Below are 21,285 nucleotides of genomic sequence, written 5' to 3'. Positions count from 1 at the left end.
AGGAGGGGATGAAATTGAAGCTTAAAGCCATTCTTATTGTTGCACTTAGTGTTGTTTTATTTTTGGTTGGATATAGAGAGATGAAACCGATAAGCGATGAACAGAAAATGGAGAGCATGATCAAGGCTTTAGAGAAAAATGATGCTAAAGTAGAAAAATGGTCATGGTTAGCGAGAGAAACAAAAACAATTTCTAACATACATACGTTTCAAAAGTTGTTAAACGATGTGAAGGAAAAGGCAAATATTCAAAAGTGGGAAGTAGAGCAATCTCCAGATGGATATAAAGCTACATCCTATAAAAAGCTTTCTTCTTATGAAGAACGAGTAGTAGTAACTTGGAGTAAAGAAAATACTAAAGAAAACACTTTCATTATCTTTGAAGTAAGTGGGGCGAAATGGGACCCGAAGTATGTTCAAAACATGAATAAAATTTTTAGTGAAAAACCTATAATTTACACTTGTGTTCAAGGTGTACTGAATGATAAGATTGAAGGTGTTTTGCAAAATAAAACCAATCAGGTTTTGAAAGATCTTTCAGCAAGAGCGATCGAACAAGTAGAAGAAAGAGCATTTGTGTCAGTCTCCGCATACAATAAAAAGTGGGATGACGCTCTTTCAACAAATAGAGAGAAAATAAATGTGCAAATAGCAATACGTTCTACAGACAACAAAGATACAATTGTGGTTGGCACACCGATCATAACTTCTGAGTATTGAGTGAATAGATACTGAAAAAAGGACACGGAGGGGAATAATTTGGAAAAGATCATCGTCCGTGGCGGAAAGCGGTTAAACGGCACAGTGCGTGTTGAGGGCGCAAAAAATGCTGTATTACCTATAATCGCTGCAGCCCTATTAGCGAGTGATGGAAAGAATGTACTATCTGAAGTACCAGTTTTGTCTGATGTATACACAATTAATGAGGTATTACGTCATTTAAATGCTGAAGTCGTATTTGAAAATAATCAAGTAACAATCGATTCTTCTAAAGAACTAAACATTGAAGCACCATTTGAATATGTACGTAAAATGCGTGCATCTGTTCAAGTAATGGGACCATTATTAGCACGTAACGGTCGTGCTCGTATTGCACTTCCTGGTGGATGTGCAATTGGTTCACGTCCAATTGACCAACATTTAAAAGGCTTCGAAGCAATGGGAGCAAAAGTACAGGTTGGTAACGGTTTTGTTGAGGCATATGTTGAGGGAGAACTAAAAGGAGCTAAAATCTACTTAGACTTCCCAAGCGTAGGCGCGACAGAAAACATTATGTCTGCAGCTACATTAGCAAAAGGGACAACAATTCTTGAAAACGCAGCGAAAGAACCAGAAATCGTTGACTTAGCTAACTTCTTAAATGCGATGGGAGCGAAAGTACGCGGAGCTGGAACTGGAACGATTCGTATCGAAGGCGTTGATAAATTATATGGTGCAAACCACTCTATTATTCCTGACCGTATTGAAGCGGGAACATTCATGGTTGCAGCAGCAATTACTGGTGGAGACATCTTAATTGAAAATGCTGTACCTGAACATTTACGCTCAATTACAGCGAAAATGGAAGAAATGGGTGTTAAAATTATTGAGGAAAACGAAGGTGTACGTGTTATCGGCCCAGATAAGTTAAAAGCGGTTGATATTAAAACTATGCCTCACCCAGGTTTCCCAACAGACATGCAATCACAAATGATGGCATTATTACTACAAGCTGATGGAACAAGCATGATTACAGAAACGGTATTCGAAAACCGCTTTATGCACGTTGAAGAATTCCGTCGTATGAATGCTGATATTAAAATTGAAGGTCGTTCTGTTATTATGAACGGTCCAAACAGCTTACAAGGTGCTGAAGTAGCAGCAACTGACTTACGTGCTGCAGCTGCATTAATCTTAGCTGGTTTAGTATCAGAAGGTTATACTCGTGTAACTGAGTTAAAACATCTTGACCGTGGCTATGTAAACTTCCATAAGAAATTAGCTGCATTAGGTGCAACTATTGAACGTGTAAACGAAAAAGTAGAAGAAGTGAAAGAACAAGAAGTTTCTGATCTTCACGCTTAATTGAAATAGTCTCTATGTCTTTTGACATAGGGGCTATTTTTTTGGGTTATTACTGTTATAGTCAATAAATTCTATACTTATGCACGTACCAGTAAAAATATTTAGAAAATTTCTGTTTTATACTCTTCCCTTTAAGTATGTTCTAAAAGAAAGAGTTGTTCCATAAGAATGAATGGAGTAAAGCTTTTATATTGGGGGAAAATAGGATGAAATTTTCAAAGCCACTTTTTATTACAGTAGCGCTCTTAATAGCGCTCGTTATCATTGTACCTGCAGCCCTTGTTATTCCATTTGCGAAAGCAAAAGTAGGGGAAGAAACGGCCTCTAAAACTCCTCCAGCGATAGAAAGCATACCAGCTCCAGGAAAAGTAGATACAGCTGTTCAAGTTGCTGTATATCGCGAAAAACAGAAGAAGGTAGAAACATTACCAGTGGAGGAGTATGTGACAGGTGTAGTAGCTTCTGAGATGAATGCCAGTTTTGAAATAGAGGCACTAAAGGCGCAGGCATTAGCAGCGAGAACATTTGTAGTACAACGTATGCTAAGCGGAGGAAAGAAAAATAATGCGGACGTGACAGATACGGTGAAAGATCAAGTGTACAAAAGCAAAGATGAATTGAAGAAGCAATGGGGTAATAACTACGAAAATAATTTGAAGAAAATCGAAGAAGCCGTTTCGAAAACAGCAGGACAAGTTTTAACGTATGATGGAAAACCAATTTCAGCATCCTTCTTTTCAACGAGTAATGGTCGAACAGAAAATGCAGCTGACTATTGGGGAAATGATTATCCGTACTTGAAAAGTGTAGATAGTCCGTGGGATCAAGCCTCTCCAAAGTTTACGAGCGAGCAAACATTTACAGTAGCTGATTTTCAAAAACGTCTCGGTGTGAAAGTGCTAGCAGACGGAAAGGTTGGCAATATTAAAGACCTTACGGAAGGAAAGCGCGTAAAGGATGTAGCTTTTCAAGGAAAAACATTAACTGGAAAAGAAGTTCGTGAAAAGTTAGATTTACGTTCTTCTGATTTTACGTGGAAACAACAAGGAGATAAAATCATCGTTACGACGAAAGGTTTCGGTCACGGCGTTGGTATGAGTCAATACGGGGCGAACGGCATGGCAGCGGAAGGAAAGAAATATACAGATATCGTCGCTCATTACTATAAAGGCGTTGAAATAAAGACGATGAATGATTATGAAGGGAAATTGATGGTGAAGAAATAGGTGTCAGAACTCTGGCACCTATTTTTTTGTTTAAAATATCATAATTTTCCATTAACTGTTTGATATAATAGGATAAAAAGGCATTTGGGGGAAATGAAATGGCGTTACTAGAGTTGAAACAATTAGGGAAGACGAACCAGTTACCGGCAATTGAGCTAAAGGTTGAGAAAGGACAATGTATTGTTTTGCAATGCAATAATCATACAGCTAAAGTGTTACACCGCATTATTATTGGTGAAGAAGAAGCTTCGACTGGCAATGTACTGTTTGAAGGAGAAGTGATTGGAAAGAAAAATTATTCCCGCATCGGTTTTTGTTTTTTGAAAGATGAGGCATATGATCGTTTGAAGGTGAAGGAATACTTTAAGTTTTTAATAGGGCTTTATGAATCAAAGATAAGTATAGAAGAAGTTGTGCAGTCTGTTGGCCTCCTAGATAAGCTAAACGTTAAAATAGAAAAACTATCATTTTCAGAGAAACGTCGTCTTCATATTGGACGAATGATGATTCATAACCCGGATTTAATCATTTTGGAAGAGCCAGAGCAAAATGTAGATATAGAGAGTACGGTTATTATTCGAAAAGCAATTATGAAAATGAAAGAACAAGGAAAGGCAATTTTTATTACGTCATCATTTTTATCGGATGCCCTTTCGTTAACAGAGGATGTATACATATTAAACAACGATTGTGTGAAAAAGATAGAAATTGAGCAAGAGGAAGTGGAAGAAGTCGGTGAAGAAAAAGTCATTCAAATGATTCCGCAAATGAAGTTAGAAAGAATACCTGCGAAAGTGAACGATAAAATCATTTTACTTGATCCGATGGAAATCCATTTCATTGAAACGCAAAACGGGGTAACACATATTCACGTTCGTGAAGGTGATTTCGTATGTGCATTAACATTAAGCGAACTAGAAGCAAGGTTAACAGGTTTTGGTTTCTTTAGATGTCACCGCTCGTATCTTGTGAATTTACAAAGAGTACGAGAAGTGATTACATGGACTCGTAACAGTTTCAGTTTAATTTTGGATGACGAAAGAAAAAGTTCAATCCCGCTTTCAAAAGGACGCATGGATGAATTAAAAGGCGTGATTGGGCTATAAAAAAGTGTTCCAATAAGCTCAACATGCGATTCATTCACCGGTAAAAATACTCCTTTTACCGGTATTTTACTGCGTAAACCCTTTGTTTTTCATATGATTGAGTCAAGAAAAGTGAAACAAACGAACGAAAAGCGCTAAAGCGACTTTCATCTATAAAGAAGAAAAACAAAGGGGATGAAGAAATGACATTGGCAATTGAAATGAAAGATGTAATGAAAAGTTTCGACGGAAAAACGGCACTTCGAAATGTAAATATTGAGGTGAAGCGAGGAGAGATATTCGGATTCCTCGGACCGAGTGGATCTGGTAAGACGACAACAGTAAAAATTTTAACTTCTCAATTGCTTCATAGTGTTGGAACGGTAAGAGTATTAGGGAAAGATATTACAGGACCAAGTAGCATCGATTATAAACGAATTGGTATTTTAACAGACAACAGCGGTTTATACGAGAGACTTAGCATTTATGATAACTTACTATTATTTTGTGACTTATATGATTGCAAAAAAGAACGAATCGATGAAGTACTAGCACAAGTGAATTTATTAGATGATAAAAAAACACCAGTAAAAAAATTATCAAAGGGAATGAAACAACGCGTCACATTAGCTAGAGCAATCCTTCATAAACCAGATATCCTCTTCTTAGACGAACCAACATCTGCACTTGATCCAGTAAACGTACAAAATATTCATAAAATCTTAAAAGACTTAAATAAAGAAGGAACAACGATTTTCTTAACGACGCACAACATGGACGAAGCAGAAACGCTTTGTAACCGTATTGCCTTCCTTTGTGGCGGAGAAATTGTAGCGCTTGATACGCCAGAGAACCTGCGCTTGCAATACGCTAAGGATCAAATAGAGGTCGTATTAAAAGATAAACAAAAAGAAGTAGTGCAAAAAGATGAATTAGGCGCAAAACGTATTTCAGAATGGATGAAAAAGGGCGAACTGTTATCTATTCATTCACACGAACCAACTTTAGGCGATATCTTTATTGAAGTTACTGGGAGGGGATTATAATGACATTTTCAATGAGACGTGTATCAGCTATTTTTAGAAAAGAAGTACAAGATTTTAAGACAAATTCACAAGTGTTGTTAATGGCATTTTTACCAATTATACTTTCATTTTTGTTTAGCAGATTTGGAGTGGGAAAGGAAATGTTAGGTATTACTACTATAACGGCCTTCCTATTTGTCGCAGGCTTTGTTCAATCTATGGTAATTGCAGAAGAAAAAGAAAAACATACATTGCGTGTATTAATGCTATCACCGGCATCTTCGGTTGAAGTTCTACTTGGAAAGAGTTTATTAACATCGGGTCTGACGATGGTCATTTGTATTGCAAATTTATTCATTTTAGATCAGTTAAATATTAACCTTCCATTGGTAGGATTGATATTCTTATGCGGAACTATTTTGTTTATCGTACTTGGAACAATGATCGGATTACTTGCATCTTCTGTACCACAAACATCAATAATTGGAATGCCGATATTAATGACGATGTATTTGGCTGTACAGTTTGAGCCAATGGTTGAAAATAAAGTAATTAAGACGATGATTGGATATCTTCCAACATCTCATATTGTGAAAGCACTTAAAAGCTTAGTAGGTGGGGCGGGATTTAGTAGTATTAGTGGGCATGTATTAAATGTTGCAGTTTGGCTTATTATATCGCTCGTTGTATGTTTAATCGTATATAAAAAGAAACAATTAGACTAAAAACTGAGCCGAAACGCTCAGTTTTTTCTTTTTTCTATCATTTCCTCGGAAATTTTACAGTTCTTATACATATTTTTACAGATTTTGTCGAAAAGTAATTAGTTATACGTTGTATAGGATACGTGAATATTGTTCAAAATGATTGCTGAGGTGATGATGGAATGCGAGGAAGAAATAATAAAAAGTCGCAAAAGGTAGTACATTTATTTCAAAAAAGATGGGTGTTTCCGGCACTATACATTGCTTGTGCAGCGGTAATCTTAATGGTTGCGCTATGGTTCCAAGGAGCTAATCCGAAGAAGAATCCAAACCACGATCAAGCAACACCGTATACACACTCGGAAGATCCAGCAGTACCAGTAACGAAATCTTCAGAAGTAGTGAAAATGCCAGCTGCCGCGAATGCGGAAGTAGTCGTACAGAAGAAATTCTATGAAGATGCAGCAACTGAGGCGGAACAAGAAAAAGCACTTGTCTTTTATAACAACACATATTCCCCGAACAAAGGAATTGACATTGCTGCGAAGAATGGAAAAGAATTCAATGTTGCTGCTGCTTTAAGTGGTACAGTAACGAAAGCTGAAAAAGATTCACTTCTTGGTTATGTTGTAACAGTTGATAGTGGAAATGGTGTAGCGGTATCTTATCAAAGCTTAGGCAGTGTGAAAGTAGAAAAAGGTGCAAGAGTTGCACAAGGTGAAGTATTAGGAACATCCGGTCTAAGTGCAATGAATAAAGAGGCAGGCTCTCACGTTCACTTTGAAGTACGTAAAGACAATGTGGCTGTGAACCCTGAACGTTACTTAAATAAATCAGTAACAGAAATTAAAGCTGATGCAGGTGCTGCAAAGGCTACGAATGCTTCTGGTAAAAAAGCTGATGACAAATCTCAAAAAGAAGAGAAGTCAACGAGCACGAAACCAGAAAGTAAAACAGAAGACAAGTCTCAAAAAGAAGAGAAATCAACAAGCGGTTCAACTAGTGACAAAAAAGAAGAACCGAAGAAAGAAGAAAAATCAACAAATGGTTCTACAGAATCATCTAACGATTCTTCTTCACAAGAATAAGAAAGTGAAAAAATCAGTTCCCACTAGGGGAGCTGATTTTTTTATTTTTATATAAAAATACTCAATTTCGAGAAAAAAGTTGCAAAAACAAGGAAAAATGACGAGATTCTCGAATATATATTACAAAAGGGAGGGGATACTGTGTCATTTTTATTTGTTCTGTCGACTGCTATTATTTTATTGTTTGTTTTATTCACCTTATATTATTATATTGCCGGTAAGAAAGAGGTTCCCCACCATCAATTATTAGAAGAAGAGTTTGAAAGAGAAGAATGACGCCTTACATATAAGGTGTCATTTTTTTTCGTCAAAATAGTCACTGTTAACGTATTTCTCACAAAAAAACGTAATTTTTCTTAACTTAGTCCGCAAAAATAGTGAACATGTAGCATATATCAGTAGTGCGGGCAATACAATGGTATAAACCAAAGCAAAGAGAGTGTTTGAGGTGAGAAATCGTGAATCATTTCATTATAAATCCAAGAATGTTTAACGCTTACAAACAGCACTCACACTTACTTCTTAGTCGTATGCAGCGAGGCTCATTTCACCCTTCTCACATCCAAATTAGGGAGGCGAGTGGTGTGCACGATTACATCAAAGAGAGAACTATCAAGATTGGTAAGTATATCGTGGAGACAAGAAAGACAGTGCGTGTCATTGCAAAGGAATTTGGGGTATCAAAGAGTACAGTCCATAAAGATTTAACAGAACGTCTACCAGAAATTAATCCAGAGCTCGCAAATGAAGTGAAAGAAATTCTTGATTATCATAAGTCTATTCGCCATTTAAGAGGTGGAGAAGCAACAAAGCAAAAGTATAGAAAAGAAGATGTAGAGAAGCCTGTACGTCAATAATGTTACAGTAGCAAACATTCCGTTCACATTCGGTAATATTTTTCAGAAGAATTCTTTTTGCGAATATTACGTTTCTGTTAAATTTATGATAAAATCAGAAATTAGGTGAAAAGAATTCGGGTGTAACCTGATTTTGAATATCGAGGAGGAAAAAACGGGAATGTTTGCGCGAGATATCGGAATTGACCTAGGTACGGCTAACGTATTAATTCATGTTAAAGGTAAGGGTATTGTATTAAATGAGCCATCTGTTGTGGCAATTGATCGTAATAGTGGTAAAGTATTAGCAGTAGGTGAAGAAGCGAGAAGTATGGTGGGACGTACACCGGGTAATATTGTAGCAATTCGTCCACTTAAAGATGGTGTAATCGCAGACTTCGAAATTACAGAAGCAATGTTAAAGTATTTCATTAACAAATTGGACGTAAAGAGCTTCTTTTCAAAACCTCGTATTTTAATTTGTTGTCCAACAAATATTACATCAGTAGAACAAAAAGCAATTCGTGAAGCTGCTGAACGTTCAGGTGGTAAAACAGTATTTTTAGAAGAAGAACCAAAAGTAGCCGCAGTTGGTGCTGGTATGGAAATCTTCCAACCAAGCGGTAACATGGTTGTTGATATTGGTGGAGGTACAACAGATATCGCTGTACTATCTATGGGTGATATTGTTACCTCTTCCTCTATCAAAATGGCTGGCGATAAGTTTGATATGGAGATCTTAAACTATATTAAACGTAAGTATAAGCTATTAATCGGAGAACGTACTTCAGAAGATATTAAAATTAAAGTTGGTACAGTATTCCCAGGTGCACGTAGCGAAGAGCTTGAAATTCGCGGACGTGACATGGTAACAGGCTTACCACGTACAATTACAGTATGCTCTGAAGAAATTACAGAAGCATTAAAAGAAAATGCAGCTGTTATTGTACAAGCTGCAAAAGGCGTATTAGAGCGCACACCACCAGAATTATCTGCAGATATCATCGACCGCGGTGTTATTCTAACAGGCGGTGGAGCTTTACTACACGGTATCGACATGCTTTTAGCAGAAGAACTAAAAGTACCAGTATTAATTGCTGAAAACCCAATGCACTGCGTTGCGGTTGGTACAGGTATTATGTTAGAGAATATCGATAGATTACCAAAGCGTGCTTTGAGATAATTTGAAAGAACTAAGGCTGACGCCTTAGTTCTTTTTTTTCGTTTTTATATTTTTTTATTTTGATTTTTTGCGAAAATGGAAGGAAAATAGAGAAATGTGAAGGAAACAGGTAAAATATTCATATATATGGTTAAATTTAATATTTCCTTAATTGAAAACGTTTATAATATAATGAGTCGAATACGACATTAAGGCAAATAATGTTTCAATACATATTGCCTTTCCCTAATTTGGGCATACACTCCTTTCCACCTCCGTGTCAGTTGCAAAAATGTGCAACTATTTTGATGGAATAGAGTGTGTGCATTTTTTTTTAGGAAGTTGTACTAAATATAAAATGTTACTTTGTAATGACAAACAATAAACAAAATGGGATAATAGCAATATGTCCAAGTGGTAAGACCAATATTACAAAAGGGGCGATTGTTACATGCTAAATATAGAACAAATTAAAGAAATCATTCCTCACCGCTATCCATTTTTACTTGTTGATAAAATATTAGAAGTAGATGAAGGTAAAAGAGCGGTTGGGATTAAAAATGTATCCGCAAACGAAGAATTCTTTAACGGACACTTCCCTGACTATGCAGTTATGCCTGGTGTACTTATTGTAGAAGCATTAGCACAAGTCGGAGCAGTTGCAGTATTAAAGAAAGAAGAAAATCGCGGAAGACTTGCTTTCTTTGCAGGTATCGACAATTGCCGTTTCAAAAAACAAGTACGACCAGGTGATCAGCTTCGTCTAGAAGTAGAAATGACACGCGTACGCGGCCCAATTGGAAAAGGAAAAGCAATCGCAACAGTAGATGGTGAAGTTGCATGTGAGGCAGAAATTACATTTGCGATTGGTGATAAAAAAGAATAGATAGTACTAAAAAATCTCCTTGTGAAAAGACAAGGGGATTTTTTAATTTCTGCTATATAACGATTAAACAATAATATACAAACTAATCAGAAAATATCTTGTAAATAGATGGTAATTACCATATACTTACTTTATTATTTATCTAGAAAACAGGATAAGTGATAAAGGTAATAAAGAAATAAGGGCATTGTCATATTGTTAAGGTACTTAAATAAGACAAAATAGGATGTTATTGATTATGATGAAATGTGGGGAACTCAGCAAGAATATTAATTAGACGTATGAAATCGAGCATAAGAGAGAGAAAAGGGAAATGTCGCATTTCACAAAAGGAGATTATGAATATGTTCGGGAGAAAGAAAAGAAAACCATTACGACAATTAATTACACATAAAGAGCCTAAATCGCGTATTACAGAACAATACCGTAACATTCGTACAAACATTGAGTTTACATCTGTAGATAATCATATTCGTTCTATTATTGTTACTTCAGCCGATCCAGGTGATGGGAAAACAACAACAATCTCAAACTTAGCAGTTGTTTTCGGACAACAAGGAAAGAAAGTTTTATTAATTGGAGCTGACTTGCGTAAGCCGACGATACAAAACTTATTTGCCATTCATAGTTCAAATGGGCTAACGAACTTATTATCAGGACAAGCAAAACTTATGCAATGCATTCAAAAAACAGATATAGAGAACGTATACTTAATGGCAGCAGGTCCAATCCCGCCAAACCCAGCAGAACTATTAGGGAGCCGGGCAATGGACGAGGCGTTGCTAGAAGCATATAACATGTTTGATATTATATTAATTGACACACCACCTGTCCTTGCGGTTACAGATGCACAAATACTTGCGAATAAATGCGATGGAATCGTACTCGTTGTACGAAGTGAAAAGACGGAAAAAGATAAAATCGTAAAAGCGAAACAAATATTAGATAAAGCATCAGGCAAACTACTTGGAGTCGTTTTAAACGATAAAAGAGAAGAAAAAGAGCAGTATGGTTATTACTAAAATATAAAAAGCCAACAAAATTTTGTTGGCTTTTTTGTTTTCTGAAAATTATTTATCAAGTTATACAGTGTAAAAAGCATGATATGATAAAATTTTTGGGAAATCATTGGAATGTGTTGTCATATTTAAGATTATTTTGTAAGATTAAACTTGTTTCTTGTGAACAAATATAGAACTGAATTATTAAAAATAAAAAATGTAAGATTTATATGTTATAATTTTTCCTATGTGTAAATTTTAGAAAGTTGGAGGAACCTATGGAAGAAACAATTAGTCTAAAAGAGTTATTTCATATCTTAAAAAAACGTTTAGCAATGATCCTCGTAATCGCCTTTGGTGCAGCTATTGTAAGTGCTATCATTAGCTTTTTCTTCATGACACCAATCTATCAATCTTCGACGCAAATTCTTGTGAATCAGAAGAAGCAAGAAGGGGCAATGATTCAAGCTGGTGAAATTCAAACGAATATTCAATTAACGAATACATATAAGGTTATTATTAAAAGTCCAGTAATCTTAGATCAAGTAAATGAAAAATTAAATTTAAATATGACAGCCCAAGCTTTAACAAAGAAGATTAATGTTACGAATGAAAAGGATTCACAAGTAATCTCTGTAACAGCTGAAGATAAAGATCCAAAACTAGCTCGCGATATTGCAAATGCAACTGCAGATGTATTTAAAGGTGAAGTTGCAAAAATTATGAACGTTGATAACGTAACAGTATTATCTAAAGCAGAAGTTGCAGAAAACCAATCTCCAATTAAACCAGTACCTATGCTTAATGTAGCAATTGCCTTCGTTGTTGGTTTAATGGCTTCAGTTGGTCTTGCATTCTTACTAGAATACTTAGATAACACAGTGAAAAAAGAAGAAGATGTGGAAAACTTACTTGGCTTACCAGTATTAGGAATTGTAGCTCGTATGGATGAAGAAACAATGAACGTGAAATCACACGCTCCATCATCAAGAAAAGTGAGGGGACAAACAATTGGCTCTTAATTTATTTAAAAAGAAAAAGAATCATCGTCAGCGTCGTCAGTTAATTGCTCATCAACAACCGAAATCACCAATTTCAGAACAATATCGTAATATTCGAACGAATATTGAATTTGCAGCTATTGATACGAATTTACATTCATTAATGGTCACGTCTGCAAACCCAAGTGAAGGGAAAACGACAACGACAGCGAATATGGCAGTTGTGTTTGCTCAACAAGGAAAAAAGGTATTATTAATCGATGCAGATATGCGCAAACCAGCAATGCATCAAATGTTCCAAGTAGATAATATTTTTGGACTCACGAATGTATTAACACATAGTGAACGTTTAGAGAAATGTGTACAAACGACATCTATAGATAATCTAAGCTTTTTAGCATGTGGTCCAATCCCACCAAATCCAGCAGAATTGTTAGGGTCAAAATCAATGAAAGAACTTCTTGGACAAGCATACAGTATGTACGATTTAGTTATTTTTGATATGCCGCCAATTTTAGCTGTAACGGATGCGCAAATTATGGCAAATGTATGCGATGCGTCCATTCTTGTTGTTCGTAGTGAATCAACAGAGAAAGAAACAGCAGTAAAAGCAAAAGGGTTATTGGAATCTGCAAAAGGTAAATTGTTAGGTGTTGTTCTAAACGACCGTGAACGTGAAGAAGGCTTATATTATTATTACGGTGCAAACTAATTTTAAAGTGAGATATGATAAAAACATATCTCCTTTTTTCCCTTGAATATGAGTAATATCTCATATTCAAGGGAAAAAAGATCTTTATAGGAGAGAGGGAGGATGAAACAAATGATAGATTTACATTGTCACATTTTACCTGGTATCGATGATGGTGCACAGACAGTAACAGATAGTTTAGCAATGGCACAACAAGCTGTATCAGAAGGAATACATACCATTGTTGCAACGCCACACCATCAAAATGGCAAATATATAAATGAACGTACCTCAATTATTCATCACGTAAAACAACTGAATGATGAACTACAACAACATAATATTCCGCTTACTATTTTACCTGGGCAAGAGATTAGGCTATATGGCGATTTATTAGAAGACTATGAAGCTAGTAAAATCGTTACTTTAAATGAAACAAATAAATATATATTCATTGAATTTCCATCGAATCACGTACCCCGTTATGCCGAACAACTATTATATGAATTGCGTGTTAAGGGAATGATTCCAATTATTGTTCATCCGGAACGTAATGCCGAGTTAATCGAGCGGCCAGATAAGTTATATAACCTTGTAAATAAAGGGGCATTAACGCAAGTGACGGCAGGTAGTTTATTAGGGAAATTCGGTAAAAAAATTAAAAAGTTTTCACTTCAACTTGTAGAACATAATTTAACACATATGGTCGCTTCAGATGCACATAACACGACATCGAGAGGATTTCATTTAGCGGAAAGCTATGAACTAATTGAGAAAGAATTCGGAATGAATGTTATGAGTGATTTGAAAGAAAATCCGTACTTATTAATTAGCGGGAAGGCAATTTACAAAGAAGATCCAGAACAAATTCGTCGTAAAAAATTGTTCGGTATTTTTTAAATAAAGAATTGGTGATGTCTCCTAACCGTTATCAATGGGGGCACTCGGTTGTGCTGTGGGTAGAAATTTTTATTTCGAACCTACCTTAGACGCTTGTCGTCGGGAGTATGACGTGAGGGTGGGTTAGATGCCCATAATTTATTTATGATAGAAACTCTACCTATGGAGTTATAACTATGACTCTATAGGTAGGGTTTTTGTTATTGCTACATGTAAATATAACAATTTATTTTTGGGGGTACTAGATTTGAAAAAAGTAAGAAAAGCAATTATCCCAGCAGCTGGTCTTGGGACGAGATTTTTACCAGCAACGAAAGCGATGCCAAAAGAAATGTTACCGATCGTTGATAAGCCGACAATTCAATACATAATAGAAGAAGCAATAGCATCAGGAATTGAAGATATTATTATTGTGACTGGAAAGGGAAAGCGTGCGATTGAAGATCATTTTGATCATTCTTTCGAATTAGAACAAAACTTATTAGAAAAAGGAAAGCTTGAAGTGCTCGAAAAAGTGCAGGCTTCTTCAAAGATTAATATTCATTACATAAGACAAAAAGAGCCAAAAGGTCTAGGGCATGCAGTATGGTGTGCACGTAAGTTTATTGGAAATGAACCATTTGCAGTATTACTTGGTGATGATATTGTACAAGCTGATACACCATGTTTACGTCAATTAATGGATCAATATGAAGGTACACAATCATCCGTTATTGGTGTACAAACAGTACCAGAAAATGAAACACATCGTTACGGTATTATCGATCCAGTTGAACAAAATGAACGTCGTTATCAGGTGCGTCAATTTGTAGAAAAGCCAGTTCAAGGAACAGCGCCATCTAATTTGGCAATTATGGGACGTTACATATTAACACCAGAAATCTTTATGTTTCTTGAGGATCAACAGACAGGTGCTGGTGGAGAGATTCAGTTAACAGATGCGATTCAAAGATTAAATGAGATTCAACGTGTGTTTGCTTACGATTTTGAAGGTACTCGTTATGATGTCGGTGAAAAGTTTGGATTTATTAAGACGACGATTGAAATGGCACTTCAAAATGAAGAATTAAAATTAGATTTGATGAAGTATATAAAAGAACTGGTAAAAAAGGAAGAGGTACATTCATAAGAGAATGTCCCTTTTTATTATCACTAAGATGAGAATTATATAAAGAAGGGAACAGATATATTGAGTTATCGAAAACGGCTCTCATTATTAATTTTATTAGATTCATTTATTGTATTAACTGCCGTGTACTTAAGTTATTGGTTCATACATCCAAATGTATTAAGTGAAATTCCTGCGACAGTAATTATTAGTTCTATTACATTATTGTGTAGTCATCATGTATTTGCTGCTATTTATAAGCTTTATAACAAGGCGTGGGAATATGCAAGTATTGGGGAGCTAAAGCAAATATTTAAGGCGATTACGCTATCAATTTTAGTAACAGCAATTGTTCAACAAATTATAAATCATGATATTTATGTTCGAATTTTGGCTATCGCATGGATGTTACATTTATTATTAATAGGTGGTTCTCGCTTCGTATGGCGTATGTTCCGTGATACGTATATTGCTAAAGCTACTGATAAAAAGCGAACATTGATTATTGGTGCTGGTTCAGCGGGAACAATGGTAGTACGTCAATTACAGCATAATAGAGAAGCAGATTTATATCCAATTGCGTTTGTTGATGATGATAGGAATAAGCAAAAATTAGAAATTTATAATGTTCCGGTTGTTGGTACAACAAATCATATTCAAGAAATTGTGGAAGACAATGATATAGAACATATTATTATCGCAATTCCTTCATTGAATAGAAATCAAATAAATGAGATTTTTGAGAAGTGTAGAAAAACGAAGGCGAAAACACAAATTGTACCGATGCTTGAAGATCTTTTAGATGGAAAACTCTCTGTTAATGAATTCCGTGATGTACAAGTAGAAGATTTATTAGGGAGAGAACCAATAAAGTTAGATGATGCAGGAATTGGAGAGAAGATTACAGGTAAAACAATTTTAGTAACAGGTGCTGGTGGATCAATTGGATCAGAAATATGTCGTCAAGTGATGAAATATAAACCAGCTAAAATTGTTCTTTTAGGACATGGTGAAAACAGCATTTATAATATCGAAATGGAAATGAGAGTTACATATAAAGATACAGTTGAAATTACAACAGAAATCGCTGATATTCAAGATCGTCATAAAATCTTTGAAATAATGAAAAAGCATCAACCGTATATTGTGTATCATGCAGCTGCACATAAGCATGTTCCTTTAATGGAGCGTAATCCAGAAGAAGCTGTTAAAAATAACATTTTTGGTACGAAAAATGTAGCTGAAGCGGCAGATACGTTTAAAGTGAATACGTTTGTTATGGTTTCTACAGATAAAGCTGTAAATCCGACAAATGTAATGGGAGCTACAAAACGATTTGCAGAAATGATTGTGCAGCATATGGCATCGGTTAGTACTGGTACACGTTTTGTTGCGGTTAGATTTGGTAATGTTCTTGGAAGTAGGGGAAGTGTAATTCCTCTGTTTAAGAAACAAATTCAAAAAGGTGGACCTGTAACAGTTACTCACCCTGATATGATTCGTTACTTTATGACAATACCAGAAGCTTCAAGATTAGTTATTCAGGCTGGAACACTAGCTAGGGGCGGAGAATTGTTCGTGCTAGATATGGGAGCCCCAGTAAAGATTGTGGATTTAGCTAAAAATTTAATTACCCTTTCAGGTTTTTCTATTGAAGAAATTGGAATTGAATTTACCGGATTAAGACCAGGTGAAAAAATGTATGAAGAGTTATTAAATGAAGGTGAAATTCATCCAGAACAAATTTTCCCTAAAATTCATATAGGAAAGGCTGTTTTAATTGATCAAGAGATTTTAAGGCAGTTTATGAATGACTTTGAAGGAATTAGTAAAGAAGAAATAAGAGAACGATTATTAGATATTGCAAATAATAAAGTAGATCTTAAAAATTAATTCAATGGAAGGAAGTTTTAAAAATGGGAGATAGAATATTTCTTTCATCACCACATATGAGTGATGAAGGTTATGAAATGCATTATGTGAAGGAAGCTTTTGATACAAATTGGATTGCACCACTTGGAGAAAATGTAAATGGATTTGAAAGAGAATTAGCTATGAAAGTAGGATCTAATGCAGCGGCAGCACTATCTTCTGGAACAGCTGCAATTCATATGGCATTAAAAGCGGCTGGAGTAGCAGAAGGTGATGTTGTTTTTTGTCAAACACTTACATTCTCAGCTACAGCAAATCCAATCATTTATCAAAATGCTACTCCTGTTTTCATAGATAGTGATTATGAAACTTGGAATATGTGTCCTAAAGCACTGGAAGAGGCTTTTAAAAAGTATCCCAACGTAAAAGCGGTTATCGTGGTTCACCTTTACGGTCTGTCTGCTGATATGGATAAGATTGTTGAACTTTGTAAAAAATACAATGTTACTTTAATTGAAGATGCTGCTGAATCTTTGGGAACTTATTATAAAGGTAAACACACTGGTAGTTTTGGAGATTATGGTATTTTTTCTTTTAATGGTAATAAGATTATTACTACTTCTGGTGGTGGTATGCTTGTTTCTAATGATGAAGAAAGAGTTTCGAAGGTAAGGTTTTGGGCTACTCAAAGTAGAGACCAGGCAAGACATTATCAACACAGTGAATTAGGATTTAACTATCGTATGAGTAATGTAGTTGCTGGAATTGGTAGAGGGCAACTTAAAGTATTAGATCAAAGAGTTCAGAAGAAAAGATACATATTTGATTTTTATAAGAGAGAATTAGGAAATCTTGAAGGAATTGAATTTATGCCTAGTAATGAGTGGAATGAACCAAACTATTGGCTAAGTTCTATGACACTAAACGGTAAGGTTCGTCCAATAGATGTGATGGAAGCCCTTGAAAAAGAAAATATTGAATCTAGACCAGTTTGGAAGCCAATGCATATGCAGCCATTCTTTAAGAAATATGATTTTGTTGGTACAAATGTATCAGAAAAACTTTTTGAGAATGGTATATGTTTACCAAGCGATACGAAGATGAAAGAAGCAGATTTAGAAAAAGTTGTGAAAATTATTAAAGGGTTGTGGATAGCATAATGAGGAGTTCTAAAGTTGGCATCTATGGTAGGTTTATAAAAAGGCCGATGGATTTTATACTGTCTTTAATTGCTATTATAATGCTTAGTCCAGTATTCCTTATAGTGGCTTTTCTTGTAAAAACAAGATTGGGTAGTCCGGTATTATTTAAACAAGAGAGACCAGGATTAAATGGAACTATTTTTAAAATGTATAAATTTAGAACAATGACAGATGAAAAAAATGAAAACGGTGAGTTACTACCTGATAGCGTAAGGCTTACTAAGTTCGGTAAATTTTTACGTTCAACATCACTTGATGAATTACCAGGGCTTTTTAATATTTTTAAAGGTGATATGTCAATTATAGGACCTAGACCTTTGTTGGTTCAATATTTACCTTTATATAATGAGCATCAAAAAAGACGTCATGAAGTTCGACCAGGGTTATCTGGGTTAGCACAAGTTAATGGTCGTAATGCTATTAGCTGGGAAGAAAAGTTTAATTACGATGTAGAATATGTGGAAAATATAAGTTTCATTACAGATTGGAAAATTATCCTTTTAACAATTAAGAAGGTTTTTATTAGAGAAGGAATCAATTCAGGTACTGCTGCAACGATGGAGCCATTTAAAGGAACAAAAAAAGGAAGTATAGGATTATGAAGAAAAAACTCCTTATTATAGGTGCTAGTGGTCATGGTAAGGTTGTAGCTGATATAGCTTTAAAGATGGACTTATGGGAAGAAATAGCTTTTTTGGATGATAATAAAGGGTTAAGATCATCTATGGGACTTGAAGTGATAGGTACATCTATGGATCTCACCCAATTTATAGAAAACTATGATTTATTTATAGGTATTGGTAATAACGCTATAAGAAAAAAACTCCAAAAAAAATTGGAAAATAACGGTGTTAATTTACCGGTTTTAATTCATCCTAGTGCAATTATTGGGGAGCAGGTTGAAATGGCGGATGGGACCGTCATTATGGCTGGGGTTATAATTAATAGTTGTACAAAAATAGGAAGAGGTTGCATTATTAACACCGCTTCTACTATAGATCATGACAATATAATAGAAGACTATGTTCATATATCCCCAGGGGTTCATTTGGCTGGAAATGTAAGAGTAGGGGAAGAAACGTGGCTAGGGATTGGCAGTTTAGTAAAGAATAATATAAGTGTCACTAATAAATGTCAGGTAGGGGCAGGGGCTGTGATTGTGAGGGATATTAATGAGCCCGGAACATACATAGGGATACCAGCAAGAAAAATTAATTAGTAAAGTAATTTTAGAAAAGGAGCGCAAATATCAAAAATGAAAATACTATATGTTACAACTATATCTAATACTGTAAATGCATTTTTGATACCTCACATCAAAATGTTAGTTGAACAGGGGCATCATGTAGATGTCGCATTTAATCTTCAACAAAAAGTCGATCCGAGTATATTAGATCTTGGGTGTAAAGTTTACAATTTAGAATTCCAGCGTTCACCATTAGACAAAAGAAATTATTTTGCATACAAAAAATTAAAAGAGATTATAAAATCGGGACAATACGACATGGTACATACACATACACCTGTCGCTTCTGTATGTGTAAGACTTGCTTGCAAAAATATCCAGAACGTAAAAGTTGTATATACTGCACATGGATTTCATTTTTTTAAGGGTGCACCTTTAAAAAATTGGCTGATATATTATCCAATAGAGTATTATTTATCAAAGCATACAGATGTGCTTATTACGATTAATAATGAAGATCAGCAGAGAGCAGTTCAATCTTTTAGAGCAGGTAAGGTAGAATATATTCCTGGAGTGGGACTCGATACACAGAAAATTAATATGATGGATGTTAATAAATTAGTAAAACGTACAGAACTCGGAATATCAAAAGACGCAATTGTTATTCTCTCAGTAGGAGAGCTTAATATAAATAAAAATCATGAGACAGTTATAAGGGCTATTGCAAAATTAAATAATCCTAACGTTCAATATGTAATTTGTGGAAAGGGTCCATTAGAAACACATTTGCAGTTATTAATAAAACAACTAGGGCTCAAAAATCAGGTGAAACTCTTAGGATACCGTAGAGATATAATTGAAATATGTAAGATTTCTGATATTTTTTGTTTTCCTTCAAGACGAGAGGGGCTTGGTATGGTTGCTCTGGAAGCTATGGCTACGGGATTGCCAATAATTACATCAAATATTCATGGGATCGTTGATTATTCTATTGATGGTGTTACAGGGTATTTATGCAATTCAACTGATGTAGATGCATTTTTGGAAGCAATAGAAAAATTGGTTGATAATGAGGATTTGAGATTGGAAATGGGAAAAAGTAATATCAGCAGGGTACAAAAATTTAATATTGAAAATTCTACAATTAAGATGATGAATATATATGGAGAATTGATGTGTCATGAGTGATAAAAAAATCAGTATTATTGTACCAGTTTATAATTGTGAAAACTCTTTACAGAAGTGTATAAACAGTATTTTAGATCAGACTTACGAGAATATAGAGTTAATATTAGTTGACGATGGTTCAAGAGATACTAGTAATTTTATTTGTAAGAAATTTGAGGAGAAAGATAAAAGAGTTAAATTAATTTCCCAAGAAAATCTAGGTGCGTCTGCAGCACGGAATCAAGGGATTTTAAATGCAACAGGCGATTATTTAATGTTCGTGGATGCGGATGATTATATTGAGTATAACATGCTACAAGAGTTAGCTAAAGTTGCTACGGAGCAAAGTGCGGATTTTGTAATGTGTGGTATGTTGGTTGATACTTTCGATAGAGAGCAGAACTTGGTATCTTCTTTAGAAGTAAATCTTCCAAAGCAAAATATATCGTCAAATAAGGATATTCCCTTGGGTATTATTGGATTAGTAGAAAATGAGAGTATAAGTGGTCCTTGTTGTAAGCTGATTAGAATGGATATTGTAAAGAAAAATATGATAGAAATGCCACCGCATATTAGTTTGCAAGAAGATCTATATTTTAATTTGAAAATATTAGAAAAAACAGAGAAGATGTGTGTGTTGGAAGGCTGTTACTATCATTACAATAAAGGGGTAGGGGAAAGTGTAACATCGCGATATTACCCTAATAAATATGATATGACAAATGAGGTGCACGACTTACTCGTGAATTTTTATATGGATAGATGCAAGGATGATAAAATCTTAGGGCGAATAAATTTTATATATATTAAAAATGTATATGCTGCATTTATGAATCTTTTTCATCCGCATTGTACATTATCAAAAAAAGAAAAAATGAGTGCTATTAATAAAATTTCAGAGTCACCTAAATTCAGATATATGATAGAAAATTCTTGTAGAGATGGTTTTAAGTTTAAGTTATTGCAAGGGATATTAAAAACTAATAATAAATCACTTATGTATTATACAAGTAAATTCTTTTGGATATTAAAGTCAAAAATGAAATTTAAGTATTAGTAGAAAAATATAGTTTTACATCATA

The 21,285-nt window shown here is 34.8% G+C and carries 22 protein-coding genes; all 22 read left to right on the top strand.

The genetic code is table 11. The features are described 5' to 3' along the window. Positions 1 to 14 precede the first annotated feature (14 nt). The 22 genes from DN401_RS15450 to DN401_RS15345 all read left to right on the top strand — a co-directional run bounded on the left by DN401_RS15450 (position 15) and on the right by DN401_RS15345 (position 21,260). The gene (locus tag DN401_RS15450; protein ID WP_000767916.1) at positions 15 to 719 is read left to right on the top strand and encodes a YwmB family TATA-box binding protein; all 705 of its coding nucleotides are present in this window, start codon (positions 15 to 17) and stop codon (positions 717 to 719) included. A gap of 39 nt (positions 720 to 758) precedes the next feature. Further along, the gene (gene murA, locus DN401_RS15445; protein WP_000411274.1) at positions 759 to 2,063 is read left to right on the top strand and encodes a UDP-N-acetylglucosamine 1-carboxyvinyltransferase; all 1,305 of its coding nucleotides are present in this window, start codon (positions 759 to 761) and stop codon (positions 2,061 to 2,063) included. 206 nt (positions 2,064 to 2,269) lie between these two features. Then, positions 2,270 to 3,289, top strand: a complete 1,020-nt coding sequence (gene spoIID / locus DN401_RS15440) for a stage II sporulation protein D (RefSeq protein WP_000672663.1) — start codon at positions 2,270 to 2,272, stop codon at positions 3,287 to 3,289. A gap of 98 nt (positions 3,290 to 3,387) precedes the next feature. Continuing rightward, positions 3,388 to 4,395 (top strand): LytTR family transcriptional regulator DNA-binding domain-containing protein, encoded by a 1,008-nt coding sequence (locus DN401_RS15435; RefSeq protein ID WP_060851502.1) that lies wholly within the window; start codon positions 3,388 to 3,390, stop codon positions 4,393 to 4,395. A 182-nt stretch (positions 4,396 to 4,577) separates the two neighbouring features. Further along, positions 4,578 to 5,420, top strand: a complete 843-nt coding sequence (locus DN401_RS15430; RefSeq protein ID WP_098570044.1) for an ABC transporter ATP-binding protein — start codon at positions 4,578 to 4,580, stop codon at positions 5,418 to 5,420. Further along, complete coding sequence (locus DN401_RS15425) at positions 5,420 to 6,124, top strand: ABC transporter permease (protein ID WP_000144450.1); 705 nt, start codon at positions 5,420 to 5,422, stop codon at positions 6,122 to 6,124. Before DN401_RS15430 ends, DN401_RS15425 begins: the two co-directional genes overlap by 1 nt. Positions 6,125 to 6,285: 161 nt before the next feature. Next, complete coding sequence (locus DN401_RS15420) at positions 6,286 to 7,191, top strand: stage II sporulation protein SpoIIQ (RefSeq protein WP_149287834.1); 906 nt, start codon at positions 6,286 to 6,288, stop codon at positions 7,189 to 7,191. 141 nt (positions 7,192 to 7,332) lie between these two features. Then, a complete protein-coding gene (locus tag DN401_RS15415; protein WP_000008901.1) occupies positions 7,333 to 7,467 on the top strand; it encodes a hypothetical protein in 135 nt (44 codons plus the stop codon). 308 nt (positions 7,468 to 7,775) lie between these two features. Beyond that, on the top strand, positions 7,776 to 8,048 hold the full coding sequence (gene spoIIID, locus DN401_RS15410; protein WP_000544012.1) for a sporulation transcriptional regulator SpoIIID: 273 nt from the start codon (positions 7,776 to 7,778) through the stop codon (positions 8,046 to 8,048). Between the two features lie 160 nt (positions 8,049 to 8,208). Further along, positions 8,209 to 9,210 (top strand): rod shape-determining protein, encoded by a 1,002-nt coding sequence (gene mreB / locus DN401_RS15405; protein WP_000457978.1) that lies wholly within the window; start codon positions 8,209 to 8,211, stop codon positions 9,208 to 9,210. Between the two features lie 430 nt (positions 9,211 to 9,640). Continuing rightward, positions 9,641 to 10,075: a 3-hydroxyacyl-ACP dehydratase FabZ gene (gene fabZ, locus DN401_RS15400; RefSeq protein WP_000931959.1), complete on the top strand. Its 435-nt coding sequence runs from the start codon at positions 9,641 to 9,643 to the stop codon at positions 10,073 to 10,075. A 344-nt stretch (positions 10,076 to 10,419) separates the two neighbouring features. Next, positions 10,420 to 11,097 (top strand): CpsD/CapB family tyrosine-protein kinase, encoded by a 678-nt coding sequence (locus tag DN401_RS15395; protein WP_000467938.1) that lies wholly within the window; start codon positions 10,420 to 10,422, stop codon positions 11,095 to 11,097. Between the two features lie 257 nt (positions 11,098 to 11,354). After that, positions 11,355 to 12,098 carry a YveK family protein gene (locus DN401_RS15390; RefSeq protein ID WP_098212613.1) on the top strand — a complete coding sequence of 248 codons (744 nt, stop codon included), beginning with the start codon at positions 11,355 to 11,357 and terminating at the stop codon, positions 12,096 to 12,098. Further along, positions 12,088 to 12,789, top strand: coding sequence for a CpsD/CapB family tyrosine-protein kinase (locus DN401_RS15385; RefSeq protein ID WP_098212612.1), 702 nt, complete (start codon positions 12,088 to 12,090; stop codon positions 12,787 to 12,789). The genes DN401_RS15390 and DN401_RS15385 overlap by 11 nt, the downstream gene beginning before the upstream one ends. Positions 12,790 to 12,900: 111 nt before the next feature. Further along, complete coding sequence (locus DN401_RS15380) at positions 12,901 to 13,668, top strand: tyrosine-protein phosphatase (RefSeq protein WP_149287837.1); 768 nt, start codon at positions 12,901 to 12,903, stop codon at positions 13,666 to 13,668. Between the two features lie 247 nt (positions 13,669 to 13,915). Then, positions 13,916 to 14,797 carry a UTP--glucose-1-phosphate uridylyltransferase GalU gene (gene galU / locus DN401_RS15375; protein ID WP_098212611.1) on the top strand — a complete coding sequence of 294 codons (882 nt, stop codon included), beginning with the start codon at positions 13,916 to 13,918 and terminating at the stop codon, positions 14,795 to 14,797. Positions 14,798 to 14,857: 60 nt separating this feature from the next. Next, positions 14,858 to 16,669: a polysaccharide biosynthesis protein gene (locus DN401_RS15370; protein WP_149287833.1), complete on the top strand. Its 1,812-nt coding sequence runs from the start codon at positions 14,858 to 14,860 to the stop codon at positions 16,667 to 16,669. Between the two features lie 23 nt (positions 16,670 to 16,692). Beyond that, on the top strand, positions 16,693 to 17,808 hold the full coding sequence (locus tag DN401_RS15365; RefSeq protein WP_098212609.1) for a DegT/DnrJ/EryC1/StrS family aminotransferase: 1,116 nt from the start codon (positions 16,693 to 16,695) through the stop codon (positions 17,806 to 17,808). After that, positions 17,808 to 18,452 carry a sugar transferase gene (locus tag DN401_RS15360; RefSeq protein WP_098212608.1) on the top strand — a complete coding sequence of 215 codons (645 nt, stop codon included), beginning with the start codon at positions 17,808 to 17,810 and terminating at the stop codon, positions 18,450 to 18,452. The genes DN401_RS15365 and DN401_RS15360 overlap by 1 nt, the downstream gene beginning before the upstream one ends. Beyond that, the gene (locus DN401_RS15355; protein ID WP_098212607.1) at positions 18,449 to 19,069 is read left to right on the top strand and encodes an acetyltransferase; all 621 of its coding nucleotides are present in this window, start codon (positions 18,449 to 18,451) and stop codon (positions 19,067 to 19,069) included. The genes DN401_RS15360 and DN401_RS15355 overlap by 4 nt, the downstream gene beginning before the upstream one ends. Before the next feature lie 36 nt (positions 19,070 to 19,105). Continuing rightward, positions 19,106 to 20,224, top strand: a complete 1,119-nt coding sequence (locus tag DN401_RS15350; protein ID WP_097980943.1) for a glycosyltransferase family 4 protein — start codon at positions 19,106 to 19,108, stop codon at positions 20,222 to 20,224. Beyond that, entirely contained in the window at positions 20,217 to 21,260 is a 1,044-nt protein-coding gene (locus tag DN401_RS15345) for a glycosyltransferase family 2 protein (RefSeq protein ID WP_098212606.1), read from the top strand. Before DN401_RS15350 ends, DN401_RS15345 begins: the two co-directional genes overlap by 8 nt. The last annotated feature ends 25 nt before the right edge of the window (positions 21,261 to 21,285 follow it).

It is taken from the genome of Bacillus sp. BF2-3, assembly GCF_008368795.1.
Classification (GTDB): Bacteria; Bacillota; Bacilli; order Bacillales; family Bacillaceae_G; genus Bacillus_A; species Bacillus_A cereus.
Note: the sequence above shows the minus strand (reverse complement) of the source record. Positions and strands in the feature narration are given on the sequence as shown.

What these genes read in the sequence shown, in the direction of transcription:
- DN401_RS15355 (WP_098212607.1), top strand. Translation starts at nt 18,449, where the DNA reads ATGAAGAAAAAACTCCTTATTATAGGTGCTAGTGGTCATGGTAAGGTT.
- fabZ (WP_000931959.1), top strand. Translation starts at nt 9,641, where the DNA reads ATGCTAAATATAGAACAAATTAAAGAAATCATTCCTCACCGCTATCCA.
- DN401_RS15435 (WP_060851502.1), top strand. Translation starts at nt 3,388, where the DNA reads ATGGCGTTACTAGAGTTGAAACAATTAGGGAAGACGAACCAGTTACCG.
- DN401_RS15420 (WP_149287834.1), top strand. Translation starts at nt 6,286, where the DNA reads ATGCGAGGAAGAAATAATAAAAAGTCGCAAAAGGTAGTACATTTATTT.
- DN401_RS15365 (WP_098212609.1), top strand. Translation starts at nt 16,693, where the DNA reads ATGGGAGATAGAATATTTCTTTCATCACCACATATGAGTGATGAAGGT.
- DN401_RS15395 (WP_000467938.1), top strand. Translation starts at nt 10,420, where the DNA reads ATGTTCGGGAGAAAGAAAAGAAAACCATTACGACAATTAATTACACAT.
- DN401_RS15390 (WP_098212613.1), top strand. Translation starts at nt 11,355, where the DNA reads ATGGAAGAAACAATTAGTCTAAAAGAGTTATTTCATATCTTAAAAAAA.
- spoIID (WP_000672663.1), top strand. Translation starts at nt 2,270, where the DNA reads ATGAAATTTTCAAAGCCACTTTTTATTACAGTAGCGCTCTTAATAGCG.
- mreB (WP_000457978.1), top strand. Translation starts at nt 8,209, where the DNA reads ATGTTTGCGCGAGATATCGGAATTGACCTAGGTACGGCTAACGTATTA.
- DN401_RS15425 (WP_000144450.1), top strand. Translation starts at nt 5,420, where the DNA reads ATGACATTTTCAATGAGACGTGTATCAGCTATTTTTAGAAAAGAAGTA.
- DN401_RS15345 (WP_098212606.1), top strand. Translation starts at nt 20,217, where the DNA reads ATGAGTGATAAAAAAATCAGTATTATTGTACCAGTTTATAATTGTGAA.
- DN401_RS15360 (WP_098212608.1), top strand. Translation starts at nt 17,808, where the DNA reads ATGAGGAGTTCTAAAGTTGGCATCTATGGTAGGTTTATAAAAAGGCCG.
- DN401_RS15350 (WP_097980943.1), top strand. Translation starts at nt 19,106, where the DNA reads ATGAAAATACTATATGTTACAACTATATCTAATACTGTAAATGCATTT.
- DN401_RS15430 (WP_098570044.1), top strand. Translation starts at nt 4,578, where the DNA reads ATGACATTGGCAATTGAAATGAAAGATGTAATGAAAAGTTTCGACGGA.
- DN401_RS15380 (WP_149287837.1), top strand. Translation starts at nt 12,901, where the DNA reads ATGATAGATTTACATTGTCACATTTTACCTGGTATCGATGATGGTGCA.